Source organism: Staphylococcus sp. HMSC13A10 (assembly GCF_001808005.1).
Lineage (GTDB): Bacteria > Bacillota > Bacilli > Staphylococcales > Staphylococcaceae > Staphylococcus > Staphylococcus pasteuri.
The window spans coordinates 16,503-29,593 of record NZ_KV791875.1 but is presented as its reverse complement, the minus strand read 5'-3'; the positions used below and the strand labels follow the sequence as shown (position 1 = coordinate 29,593).

The window sequence follows — 13,091 nt, the reverse complement described above, 5'->3', positions numbered from 1 at the left end:
CATTGAGAGACATAGTAACAGATAAAGAAAGTGAGGTACTCTCATGAATAAAAAGACTAAAACAATTATTGCGTCTACATTAGCTTTTGGAACATTATTAAGTGCATCAGCGAGTGCGACGCCAGTTATAAATACTACTGCTCATGCAGCAACTACACAACAACATAATGCATATTATACTTATAAAGGTGACGCAGGCTACGATGCAAAATTCGTATTAGATAAAAACTTCAAAAATGCTATCAAAGCTCAAAATGTAACATTTAATGGTATAAAAATTGCATCAACAAATTCAACAAAAAATATTGTTAAATCAGATCAATTATTCCGCCAATATGATAAAAAAACTAAAAAGGCTTCACTAGTTGATATTCCATTGAAAAAACAATTGAAGCTAACTGATTTACAAAAATCATATGGTAAAGATTTGAAAAAAGTAAATAATGGTAAAAATAATAATACTGGTATCTATTATTACCAACCTAATAAAAAAGGTGAAACAGTATGGTTTGACTCTTCTAAAGGTAAAATTGACCGTATAGTAATTGGTTATGAAAAAACTAAAGTAGCTGTAAAAGAAGATAAAGCTATCAAAAAAATTAAATAAAATAAGATTTTTTACAGACGTCATATATTAAATGACGTCTTTTTTATTGTGTTTTATAAAGAATATTCAAAGTATTTTATGAAATTTGCATTTACTTTTTTGAAAAATATAAATATTATTGGGGGAGATTATAAATTTTGTGAATAAATGGAGGAGTTCTATGAATAAAATTTCAAAAATTGCTATTTCAGGCATCTCATTATTAACATTAAGCAGTTCTATTTATAGTGGAAATGCCGATGCTAAGATCGAACAGTCATCAACTAAAAGTAAAATAGAAATTACAGAAAAACATAAAGCATTCCAAGCATTAAAAGTATTACCTAATGATAAAAATGCGAAAAAACAATATAAACATTACAAAACTGTTGAGGTGAAAACTGACCAATTAGGTTATACACATTACACTTTACAGCCAAAGTTTAAAAATACATATGTGCCTGATAGAGAAGTTAAAATACATACAGATCAAAAAGGGAAAGTAGTTCTTATAAATGGAAATACGAGTGGTGGTGAAATTAAGCCAAGTAATAGTATTGAAATTAATAAAAACGAAGCTCTGAATAAAGCATTCGAATCTATTTCTATGTCATCAAATAAAGCTAAAAACTTTAAAGATAATGTTGTTAAAGAGAATAATATCCAAATTAGTGGTCAACATAATAAATATGTTTATAATATTGAAATCGTAACAACATACCCTAAAATATCTCACTGGACTATACAAGTAGATGCCCAAACAGGTGAGGTCGTTGATAAATTAAATAATATGCAACATGCTGCTACTAAAGGTACAGGCAAAAGTGTACTAAATAAAAACAAAAAAATTAATATCAATAGTCAGAAAAAAGGATATGCACTGCAAGATGTGACACATCAAGGTGAAATTTCAGCTTATGACTATAATGATAAATCAGGTGATTCGAAACTAATGACTGATAAAGATAAAAACTTTGTAAGTCAGTCCCAACGAGCTGGCGTAGACGCTAATGACTATGCTAAAGACGTTTACGAGTATTATAAAAATAAATTTGGGCGAGAATCTTATGATGATAAAGGAAGTACTATCGATTCACTGACACATGTTAACCAATTTGAGAATGAAGACAATCGAAATAATGCTGCATGGATTGGAGACAAAATGATTTATGGTGATGGCGATAATGAAAATTATTTACCATTCTCTGGTGCTAAAGATGTTGTAGCACATGAAATTACACATGGAATCACCCAAGAAACAGCGGATTTAGTATATGAAAATCAACCGGGAGCCTTAAATGAAAGTATTTCTGATACCTTTGCATACTTTATTGATAGTGATAACTTTTTAATAGGTGAAGATATATACACACCTAATGTTAAAGGCGATGCACTTAGAAGTATGTCTAAACCTGAACAATATGATCAACCATCTAATATGAAACATTATTCAAAAACTCAAGAAGATAATGGCGGAGTACATACCAATTCTGGTATACCTAACAAAGCTGCGTACTTAACTATCAAACGTATTGGTAAAGATAAAGCAGAACAAATTTATTATCGAACATTAACACAATATCTTTCTTCAAATTCTGATTTTGAAGATGCAAAGAAATCATTACATCAAGCAGCACTTGATTTATATGATAAATCCACTGCAGACAAAGTAAATCAATCATGGGAAGATGTCGGCGTTGAATAATATTTATATAGTTAAAAGCTTTTCATTGTGAATGAGACAATGAAAGGCTTTTTTAATATACGTCACACTTAGGTTTGTCTTACGGTAGACATCGAGTAGTCTTAATTTCAAAGTAAAAACAAGAAGATATAAATAAATAGATTAACTTGCTTGAAATGTAGAAAATTATTTTTGAAAGATAATAATATGATTGTTGCTTAGTCTTTTTCTTTTAAAATGTTTCATGAGAAACATCATGAAATAGTTTTATATTACAAAAACATATATACATAGAAAACGTATTTTGCTTCAGATTAGATAGCAACTAATCAGAATAACAAAGGGAAAAGCGCTTTTTAATTCATGCATAAATAATCATTATATTGAATCTATATTAATTTTATTGTAATATGTTATCAAGGAGTTGATGACATGAGAGAATTTAACTTTGAAGGTAAATGTTTTTTAAAATCGACTGATTATACTAAAGAAGAATTGAATTATATTATTGAAAAAGCACGACAATTAAAAGATGAAAAGAAAAATAATCAATCACATCAATTACTTCCAAATAAAAATATAGCTATTATTTTTGAAAAACCATCAACACGTACTCGAGCTGCTTTCAGTGTAGCGGCACATGATTTAGGAATGAATGTTGATTATTTTGGTCAAAATGAAATTCATTTAGGTAAAAAAGAATCTATTTATGATACTGCTAAAGTATTGGGAAGTATGTATGATGGTATTGAATTTAGAGGGCATGAACATGATGATGTGGAAACATTAGCAAGATATGCAAATGTACCAGTTTGGAATGGGTTAACGAATGAATGGCATCCTACTCAAATGTTAGCTGACTTCATGACTTTAAAAGAGGAATGGGGTACATTGGAAGGGAAAACGTTGACTTTTATAGGTGACGCTCAAAATAATGTTGCTAGTGATTTATTAGTTACAGGCGCTTTATTAGGTGTCAATGTAAACATTGTTGCACCTACGTCACGATTACCACAAGAAAAAGTAGTGACTATGGCTAAAGAATACGCACAACAAACTGGGGCGACAATACAATTAAGTAGTGAAATAGATAATACAATATATCAAACAGATGCTCTATATACTGATGTTTGGTTTTCAATGGGAGAACCTGAAAATGTTATAGAAGAACGTGTAGCAATGTTAAAACCTTATCAAGTGAACATGTCAATAATTAAAAAAGTTCAAAATCCGAATGTAAAAGTACTACATTGTTTGCCAGCTTTCCATAATACACAAACTAAAGTAGGTAACGAAGTTTATCAGAAATATGGACTCTCTGAAATGGAGATTACTGATGAAGTATTTAATAGTTCGTATTCTATTATTTTTAAGCAAGCAGAGAATCGTTTACATTCAATTAAAGCAATAATGGCATTAACTTTAGGAGGATTAAAATAAATCATTAAAAAGAGGTGATATATATGATTATAGAAGTCTCTAAAGAATTAAAATCGTTTCTTTATCAAAAATATGAAATAGAGATAGGTGAAATTGCAAGTAAACAAATTATTGATCATTTATATCCTATGATTAAAGATGAAATACATGAAGATATTAAATCAGAAATACAGGAACAGACTATTAATCATGTTATTGAAAAATTAGAAGAAGAAAAAATGATTCAGCATCAATAAAAACAATCCTCTTGAATAATGATCTAAATTTCATTATTCAAGAGGATTTCTATACAAGTAAGTTGTTATATGAAGTTAATGCTTAATTATTTATTTTGTGAAGCAAATGCTTTTGCAATATCGCTTAATTTAGTTGGTGCATCTTCAACAGCCATTTTGACTTCGACGAAATGCATACGATCATTATTAGCGTTTATGTTTTCAAAAGCATCTTTAAGTTCATGGGATGTGTTGACATCATGAACTGCAACATTATCGCCACCAAACACAGCAGGTAACGCTTTATAATCCCACATATGAATATCATTATAAGGTTCTTTCATACCATGAATTAATCTTTCAACCGTATAACCATCGTTATTAATAACAAATATAACAGGTTTCAATTGCTGTCTAATTATAGTAGATAATGATTGGACAGTTAATTGTAATGAGCCATCTCCGATTAATAAAATATTTCTTCTGTTAGGCGCAGCAATTTGAGTGCCTAGTGTGGCAGGTAATGTATAACCAATTGAGCCCCATAAAGGTTGACCTATAAATGTATTATCTTTATATAAAGATAAGTCATATGCACCGAAGAATGACGTTCCTTGATCAGCTATTAAAATATCATCAAGTTGTATGAATTCTTGCATCATCTTGAAATAAGTTGCTTGTGTTAAAGGTTGATCATCTAATATATAATCGTTATTTTCTTCTCTAACATATGAAGGGAAATCAGATGTATTTTTATATGAAATATTCATTAATCCTTTTAATAAGTTAGGTAAAGCAATATCGTTTGAAGTTGTTTCATTCATTTTAAAATAGTTGTGATTTAACATAACGACATCATCTATATCGAATTCATATGAGAAACCTGCTGTTGCAGAGTCAGTTAATTTAGCACCAATATTTAAGATGGCATCGCTTTGGTTAACATAGTTTTTAACATTTTCTTCAGCAATACTACCATCAAAGATTCCAAGATAGTGTTCATTTTCCTCATTAAAGGCACCTTTACCTAAAGAAAGTTGTGCTACTGGGATATTTGTTTGATTAACAAATCGTTCTAGCTCTGAATGTAATCCAAAACTATTAATTTCATGACCTGCAATAATAACAGGTTGCTTAGCAGCATTCAATTTATCTTCAATCATTTTGATATAGCTAGAGATATCCTGTTCTGTTGATTGTTTAGGTTGGAACGTTGAAGTCACATCTATTTCAGTCATAGCTACATCAATAGGCAAGTGGATATGAACTGGGCGACGTTCATTTATAGCTTCTTGAATTAGTCTTGGAATTTCTGTCGTTGCATTGTCAGGTGTAATGTATCCTTGAGCTGTAGTAATGGGTTCAAACATTTTTCTGTAATCATCAAATTTACCTTCACCTAATGAGTGGTGAACATATTTACCAGCAGATTCAACCGCTCGAGTAGGTGCCCCAGTAATTGCAATTACTGGTACGCGTTCGGCATAAGAACCTGCAATACCATTGACAGCACTTAATTCACCTACACCAAAAGTAGTGACTAATGCACCTAAACCATTGATTCGTGAATAACCATCTGCAGCATAGCTAGCGTTTAATTCATTCGTATTGCCAATCCACTCTACGTGTTCATGTGAAATTATATCGTCTAAAAAGGCTAAGTTAAAATCGCCAGGGACACCGAATATTTTATCTACTCCTGCAGCGTGTACTGCATTCATCAAATATTGTCCTACACGTTGTTTCATAACTCATTCCACCTTCGTTTATGTATTTGTATATTACATTTAAAAGATAACTTTTTAAGATTATAAAGTCAACTAACTTGACCTTTCTAGTTATAAGTATAAACATGACGAAATACTGAATTTTTATTATAATAAGTCTTAAACATAAGAAAAGGAAAGAAAGCAAATGTCGACAAATAAAAATGATTATGAACATATGTTGTTTTACTTCGCATATAAAACCTTTGTTACAACTGCCGACGACATTATTGAACAATATGGCATGAGTCGTCAGCATCACCGGTTTTTATTTTTTATCAATAAATTACCAGGTATTACTATTAAAGAGTTATTACAAACTTTGGAAATTTCAAAACAAGGTTCGCATGCTACATTAAAAACTCTAAAAGAAAAGGGACTTATCATAGAGAAAACGTCCGACAAAGACCGTCGAGTAAAACAGTTATATTCAACTGACAGTGGGAACGCGTTAATCAATGAACTTAATTATGCTCAAGACCACTTATTACAAACAATCCAACAAAAAGTAGGTCATAATTGGTACGATATTATGGAAGAACTAGCAATTCAAAGAGATGGTTTTAAACATATAGAACATTTAAAAGGACAAGAGTAATAAAAGATATTTTATAAACATATATCGTTTTATATCTAATTAAAAAGTTCTCCTGAAACAGTTGTCATTCATACTCATTCTGTATATTTGTGTTAAGTATATTAAATTTAATTTATGTTTTTTCAATCCTATTAGATTAAGGTTTTTAAAATTATTGGAAAAAAGTGTATAATTATGTCATAAGAATTTCAAAGCGATAATTGAAATGAATAAATTGAAAAGGAGTTTTGATGATGAAAAAATTAGCTATACTTTTAACTTTAGTTGGTGCAGGTTACTATGCTTTTAAAAGATATCAAAACCATGTAAACCAAGCGCCAAATATTGAATATTAATTTAGATATTTAATATAACTGTATACATGAAATTAATCCGAGATGAGGTATTACTCATCCCGGATTTTTTTCAATCATTTTTTTCAATCATTATTTGACGTCATTAGCGAAAAAGTCGAATATGTTTTTAGCACTATCAGTATTTTCTTTATTACCTGTAAATTTTTTAGAACCAGGACCATATGCATAAGTATTAACATCTTCACCAGTATGACCATATGTTGTCCAACCAGTATGAGATTCATCATTAATTGGTTTTTGGATTGCATCTTGAAGATGTGTTGTTTGTTCTTCTACTTTAGGATCTTCGTCATCTTTACTTTTTTTAGTTAATTTTTTAAGCTTTTTAGCTTCTTTTTTAACTTTATCCATTTGTTCTTTAGGGAAATCAATGCCATAGCCTTCTTTAATAACTTTTTCAGGATCTTTTCCTGATGCGATTTCTTTAGTCATATATGAGCCAGAATGTTTCATTTGATGTATGGCTTGAGGATTCCATTTATAATCTTTGCCTTTTGCAATTGTCATACCACCAGTAGAATGGTCAGCTGTAGCCACAACTAGTGTATCTTTATGATTTTTCGCATAATCAATAGCATTTGAAAATGCTTTATCAAAGCCTTGCATTTCAGACATGACACCTGTTACATCGTTTGGATGAGCAGATTTATCAATAGAAGCACCTTCTACCATTAGGAAGAATCCTTTATCATTTTTTTCAAGTTTACTTAAAGCACTTTTTTCCATATCAACTAATAATGGGTTACTATTTGGCGCATCAATTTGAAGCGGCATATCTTCTTCTGAGAACAATCCTAATACTTGTTTTTTGCTAGATTGATTAAGCTCATTTTTGTTAGATACTACATCGTAGCCATCTTTTTTAAATTTTTCATCAAGATTGCCGTTCTCTTTGCCAAAGTATTTAGAGCCACCACCTAAAAGTACATCTACCTTATGTTTGCCATTAATTTTATCTTTATAAAATTGTTTAGCAATCTCGTCTTTTTTATCTCTTGAATCTACATGAGAAGCATAGGCAGCTGGTGTTGCGTCAGTGAGTTCAGCAGTTGATACTAATCCAGTTGATTTGCCTTTTTCTTTAGCGTCTTCTAAAACTGTTTTAACTTTTTTCTTATTTTCGTCTACACCAATGGCACCATTATACGTTTTATGACCAGAACTAAATGCAGTTGCTCCTGCAGCTGAGTCTGTCACGTTTTCTTTAGGATCGTTTGGATATGTACGATTCGTACCCTTTAAGTATTTATCAAAAGTGGTAGGATTCATAGATTTTGCAGATGGATCATTTTGGTAATAACGATAGGCCGTATTAAATGATGGACCCATACCATCACCCACTAAAAAGATGACATTTTTTGGATTTTTAGTATTACCGAAGGCTACTGCGTCATCTTTGTTTTTATCCTTACTTTTATCAGCATTTGTTTCTGAAGCTGAAGATATATTTGTCGTACTTAATAATGTTGCAGCGACTATGCTACCCGACAACAAATACTTACCAATATGTTTAAAAGATTTCATTAAAAAAGCCTCCTAAAATATGTATATACTCATTACATTTTAATTATAAGAAAATAATTTTGACTGTTTATGATATTCATGTAAATAGATTGTAAATCTATAATAAATTTTAATTACATTAAGAAATGTAAAAGTAAATCACTCATAACAAATGTATTTTTTATAATAAAGATGTAAAATAGATAATAAATACAGTGTAGTAAGAGAAATTAAGGTGTGTATTTACCATCGTAACTTCTTAAGCTAATATGACTGAGGTGAAGAAAATGATATTTGTCATGTTATCCCCATTATTTATAGTAGGTTTTATTGCTTTAAGTATTTATGTAGAAAAAAGAAGAAAAAAGAACCAAGAAGCTAAAAACAATCAAAATGAAAATCATATTCAACATCAAACTGATGAAAAAGATAAACATCAAGATAAAACAATTTAGCGCAACGAAAGGTGTATCTTAATGAAGATTTTTATAGTAGAAGATGATTTTGTCATTGCAGAAAGTTTAGCTAATGAACTTAAAAATTGGAATTATGAGGTAAGTATAGCTAAACAATTCTCAAATATTTTAGATGACTTCATCACATATCAACCTGACATAGTATTGTTAGATATTAATCTACCGACATTAAATGGATTTCATTGGTGCCAAGAAATAAGAAAGATTTCTAATGTGCCTATTATATTTATCAGTTCTCGAACGGATAATATGGATCAAATTATGGCTATCCAAATGGGTGGCGATGACTTCATAGAAAAGCCATTTAATTTATCATTAACGGTTGCTAAAGTTCAAGCTTTACTTCGTCGTACCTATGATTTAGCAGTTTCCAATGATGAATTAACTGTCAAAGGTTGTAAGTTAATTATTGATGAGGCCAAAATTATTTATAACGAAGAAGCAATACAATTATCTTTAACAGAACTTCAAATCATAAAGTTATTATTCCAAAATGAAGGGAAATTCGTTAAACGCAATGCTTTGATTGAAAAATGTTGGGAATCTGAAAATTATATAGATGATAATACATTAGCCGTTAATATGACGCGACTGCGCAAGAAATTAAATCAAATTGGTTTAAAAGACTTTATTGAAACGAAGAAAAATGTTGGATATAGGGTGTAAATAAAATGATGTTACCTTTTATAAAAACAATTAAAAATGAAATTGCAATCGTCACATTAATATTATTATTATTTGCTGTGATCTTTTTTGTATTTTCACTTTCAATGAGTGCATTGCTGCTTGGTATTGCTATTGTTTTATTTATTATGCTGATTTATTGGTGGATTAGTTATTTAGGATTTCAAAAACAAGTTAATCTTAAACATAAAATAGAGGTACTTGAAGAAGAATTATTTGAAACAAAAAAACGACAAGCTGAATATCAAAAAGATATTGAAAGTTATTTTTTAACATGGGTACATCAAATTAAAACACCTATTACTGCCACCCAATTATTATTAGAACGTAATGAACATAATGTTGTTAATCAAGTAAGACAAGAAATAGTACAAATAGATAATTATACTAGTCTAGCATTAAGTTATTTGAAATTACTTAATGAAGCTTCTGATATGAGTATTTCAGAAGTAAAAATTGACGAGTTAATCAAGCCTTTAATTATGAAGTATCGTGTACATTTTATTGAACAAAATACTAAAATCCATTATCAATCAGTTGATGATAACGTATTAACCGATGCACAATGGGCATCTATATTAATAGAACAGTTGTTAAATAATGCATTAAAGTATGCACGTGGCAAAGATATTTGGATTAACTTTAACTCAGAAACAAAACAATTACATATCAAAGATAATGGTATAGGTATTAGCCAAGCAGATTTACCGAAAATCTTTGACAAAGGATATTCTGGATATAATGGGAGTCTTAATGAATCATCTAGTGGTATAGGTTTATTTATTGTTAAACACATATCTCAACATCTTAATTTAAACGTTGAAGTAGAATCAAAATTAAACAGTGGTACGCAATTTACGATTGATTTTCCAAGAGAATGATAACTTTCAAAATTGTAAGGTAACCAACAAAATTTGTAAGAAATTATAAATGTTGTTGGTTATTTTTTAATATAAAATAGGTAATGATTAGGAAAGGAGCGTCCATATGTTATTAGAAGTGAAGCAAGTTAAAAAAGTGTTTGGCAAGGGGCTAAATAGGACAGAAGCATTAAGTGATATGAATTTATTTGTTGATAAAGGTGAATTTGTAGCTATTATGGGAGAATCAGGTTCTGGAAAAACAACTTTACTTCAACTTATTGCGACGTTCGATCAATTGACAGAAGGAACGATTCAAATCAATGGTCAATCATTAGCATCACTGAAATCGAAAGATATCGCTTCATTTCGACGGGAACAATTAGGTTTTGTCTTTCAAGACTTTAATTTATTAGATTCAATGACTAACAAAGATAATATTTTAATACCATTAGTTTTAGCTAATAAACCAGTTAAAGTTATGCAACAGCGTATTGATAACTTAGCTCAGCGTCTTAATATTAGTGATATATTAAATCAATTTCCTAACCAAATTTCTGGAGGACAAAAGCAACGAGTAGCTATAGCAAGAGCGCTTATTACACAACCCCAAATTTTATTAGCTGATGAGCCCACTGGTGCACTTGATTCGAAAAGTTCAAAACATTTAATGCAATTATTTCAACAAATTAATCAACAACAATTACAAACGATTTTGATGGTGACTCATTCTAATATTGATGCTTCATATGCGAATAGAGTCATATTTATAAAAGATGGACGTTTGTACCATGAAATTTATCGTGGAGAAGAAAGACAATCAGAATATCAAAAGCGAATTGCTGATAGTTTAGCTATCTTAAATAATGGGAGGGAGTAAATGAGATGCCCTTTTCGATGATTTGGACTATGGTTAAGCGTCATTTTGTAACACAACGACATATCATCTTACCATTTATTTTATCTTCAAGTATTATATTTGCTATAGAATACATATTATTATCTATTACGACTAATTCATATATACAACAACATCACCAAATGCTAGGTATGTTTGCAATTATTGGTAATGTATTCATGTCATTATTAGCTGTCATTTTTATCATTTATGCCAATCAATTTGTAATGAAACAACAACAAAAGACATTTTCACTGTATCTTATTTTAGGAATGGAAAAGAAACATATTAGAGTGATGTTACTTATTGAACATATAATAAAATACTGCATTATAACGATAATTAGTATCGTGGGTGGATATTTATTTGGATCATTATTCTTTATGTTAATCAATAAAATTACGACAGGTCATCAAACTAGTTTACGTGCATATCCATTTGATGTTAAAGCAATGTGGATTACATTATTGTTGTTATTTATAGTGATGTTATTACTTTTTATGATTAATCAATTTAAAATCACGCTACAAAATCCTATGCAATTAATTAATAAAAAGGTTTATCACAAGCGACGTTATAAAAAAGTGATCAATTATATACTTCTACTTGTAGGCATTATTCTTGTGGGCAATGGTTATAGAATTGCATTGCAGGACAATACGCCTGTTGAATCTTTTTTTGCATTGTTTATAGCTATATTTTTCGTGTTTTCTGGTACTTATTTATTATTTGTTTCATTCAGTGTGCTTATAATAGAAAGATTACAAAAATTGCCAAAGTATTATTATCAACCTAAGCATTTCTTTTTAATTTCTGGTCTAAGAACACGCATGAAATCTAATGCTATTGGTTTGGCGAGCATAGCACTACTTTGTACTTTCTTAATTGTTACTTTAGGGATGACAGTAACTACATATAGAGGTTTAGATAAAAATGTAAATAAAATGTGGAAAAACCAATACGTTACAAGTGTAGATGGCGACTATCATCATAATCAACAAACGGCTAAAAAAGTAAAAAAAGTAATTAATGATATTAAACAGAAGACGAATGCTGATACGTCTAAAGTTTATACGCAATCATTGTTTAATGTATATTTGGATGCTAATTCAGAATATCAAAGATTATTAAAACCGAGTGAAACACCAAATAAATTTAATATTGATCCAGGGAGTAATAAAAATATATTTATAACGGCTATGAATTTAAATGACTATAATCAATTTAATCGTCATCTCCATCTTAAAGATAATGAAGTTGGCGTAAACACTAATATGAATATTCTAGATGATTCTGACAAAATAGTCATACAAGGTAAACCTTACCATATAAAACGTGTCCATCAGACTAACGTTAATTCTCTAAGATTCAGTGAAAATATTAATTTGATAGTGAAAAATGATAGGGAATTAAATCAAATAGTTAACTACTATAACAAGTCGACATCACAATCGAACATGCATTTAACAAATACGACGATAGAGTTTAATGACTATGAGTTAAAAGGAAATGATTCACCGATAATACATGAGATTGAACGAAAACATGATATAGATATTAGTACTTATGAGCAATTTAAGAACGTTTGGTACAACATTAATGGAGGACTTATATTTGTTGGAAGTTTAGTATCATTAGTTCTATTTATTGGCATATTTTTAATTATTTATTACAAGCAAGTTTCTGAAGCACAAGAAGATGTTCAAAATTATCTTACTATGGAACATTTAGGTATTGATAATCAGAAAATCAAACACATATTGGATCAACAATTAATATGGTTATTTAGTATTCCTTTTATCGTAGCTATCATTCATACATTATTTGCTTCTAAAATTATATATGAAATTTTAGGTTTGTTTGGAGAAGTATACATAGGTATATATATTACAAGCTTTATAAGTATTGTTCTCATTGTAGGTATAATTTATTTTATTATGTATAAAATGACATCTTATTTATTTACAAAATTAGTAAAACAATTAAAGAAATAATACTTATTAAACATTGATATAATAGGGATAA

At 29.5% G+C, this 13,091-nt stretch carries 13 protein-coding genes; 11 read left to right on the top strand and 2 right to left on the bottom strand.

The window, feature by feature from the left end; all coding sequences use genetic code 11:
• Positions 1 to 43 precede the first annotated feature (43 nt).
• The 4 genes from HMPREF3125_RS08965 to HMPREF3125_RS08950 all read left to right on the top strand — a co-directional run bounded on the left by HMPREF3125_RS08965 (position 44) and on the right by HMPREF3125_RS08950 (position 3,946).
• Positions 44 to 607, top strand: a complete 564-nt coding sequence (locus HMPREF3125_RS08965; RefSeq protein WP_070453320.1) for an immunodominant staphylococcal antigen IsaB family protein — start codon at positions 44 to 46, stop codon at positions 605 to 607.
• 160 nt (positions 608 to 767) lie between these two features.
• The gene (locus HMPREF3125_RS08960; RefSeq protein WP_070453317.1) at positions 768 to 2,291 is read left to right on the top strand and encodes a M4 family metallopeptidase; all 1,524 of its coding nucleotides are present in this window, start codon (positions 768 to 770) and stop codon (positions 2,289 to 2,291) included.
• A 411-nt stretch (positions 2,292 to 2,702) separates the two neighbouring features.
• On the top strand, positions 2,703 to 3,710 hold the full coding sequence (argF, locus tag HMPREF3125_RS08955; protein WP_070453314.1) for an ornithine carbamoyltransferase: 1,008 nt from the start codon (positions 2,703 to 2,705) through the stop codon (positions 3,708 to 3,710).
• Between the two features lie 23 nt (positions 3,711 to 3,733).
• Positions 3,734 to 3,946 (top strand): hypothetical protein, encoded by a 213-nt coding sequence (locus HMPREF3125_RS08950; RefSeq protein ID WP_070453311.1) that lies wholly within the window; start codon positions 3,734 to 3,736, stop codon positions 3,944 to 3,946.
• An 86-nt stretch (positions 3,947 to 4,032) separates the two neighbouring features.
• On the opposite strand, the gene HMPREF3125_RS08945 is transcribed toward HMPREF3125_RS08950, so the two are convergent.
• Positions 4,033 to 5,673 (bottom strand): alpha-keto acid decarboxylase family protein, encoded by a 1,641-nt coding sequence (locus HMPREF3125_RS08945; protein WP_070453307.1) that lies wholly within the window; start codon positions 5,671 to 5,673, stop codon positions 4,033 to 4,035.
• 166 nt (positions 5,674 to 5,839) lie between these two features.
• Here HMPREF3125_RS08945 and HMPREF3125_RS08940 point away from each other — a divergent pair, with 166 nt between their 5' ends.
• Together HMPREF3125_RS08940 and HMPREF3125_RS08935 are read left to right on the top strand one after the other, a co-directional pair.
• Entirely contained in the window at positions 5,840 to 6,289 is a 450-nt protein-coding gene (locus HMPREF3125_RS08940; RefSeq protein WP_070453304.1) for a MarR family winged helix-turn-helix transcriptional regulator, read from the top strand.
• A gap of 233 nt (positions 6,290 to 6,522) precedes the next feature.
• Complete coding sequence (locus HMPREF3125_RS08935) at positions 6,523 to 6,624, top strand: SE2200 family small protein (RefSeq protein WP_017637237.1); 102 nt, start codon at positions 6,523 to 6,525, stop codon at positions 6,622 to 6,624.
• Positions 6,625 to 6,714: 90 nt separating this feature from the next.
• On the opposite strand, the gene HMPREF3125_RS08930 is transcribed toward HMPREF3125_RS08935, so the two are convergent.
• Positions 6,715 to 8,169 (bottom strand): alkaline phosphatase, encoded by a 1,455-nt coding sequence (locus HMPREF3125_RS08930; protein ID WP_029055919.1) that lies wholly within the window; start codon positions 8,167 to 8,169, stop codon positions 6,715 to 6,717.
• Positions 8,170 to 8,435: 266 nt separating this feature from the next.
• Here HMPREF3125_RS08930 and HMPREF3125_RS12845 point away from each other — a divergent pair, with 266 nt between their 5' ends.
• From HMPREF3125_RS12845 to HMPREF3125_RS08910, 5 genes are all read left to right on the top strand, one after another.
• Positions 8,436 to 8,603, top strand: coding sequence for a hypothetical protein (locus tag HMPREF3125_RS12845; protein ID WP_176745292.1), 168 nt, complete (start codon positions 8,436 to 8,438; stop codon positions 8,601 to 8,603).
• A gap of 21 nt (positions 8,604 to 8,624) precedes the next feature.
• The gene (locus HMPREF3125_RS08925; protein WP_046466948.1) at positions 8,625 to 9,290 is read left to right on the top strand and encodes a response regulator transcription factor; all 666 of its coding nucleotides are present in this window, start codon (positions 8,625 to 8,627) and stop codon (positions 9,288 to 9,290) included.
• A 5-nt stretch (positions 9,291 to 9,295) separates the two neighbouring features.
• The gene (locus HMPREF3125_RS08920; protein WP_046466949.1) at positions 9,296 to 10,189 is read left to right on the top strand and encodes a sensor histidine kinase; all 894 of its coding nucleotides are present in this window, start codon (positions 9,296 to 9,298) and stop codon (positions 10,187 to 10,189) included.
• 106 nt (positions 10,190 to 10,295) lie between these two features.
• Complete coding sequence (locus tag HMPREF3125_RS08915; protein ID WP_070453301.1) at positions 10,296 to 11,048, top strand: ABC transporter ATP-binding protein; 753 nt, start codon at positions 10,296 to 10,298, stop codon at positions 11,046 to 11,048.
• A 5-nt stretch (positions 11,049 to 11,053) separates the two neighbouring features.
• A complete protein-coding gene (locus HMPREF3125_RS08910) occupies positions 11,054 to 13,060 on the top strand; it encodes an FtsX-like permease family protein (RefSeq protein ID WP_070453298.1) in 2,007 nt (668 codons plus the stop codon).
• The last annotated feature ends 31 nt before the right edge of the window (positions 13,061 to 13,091 follow it).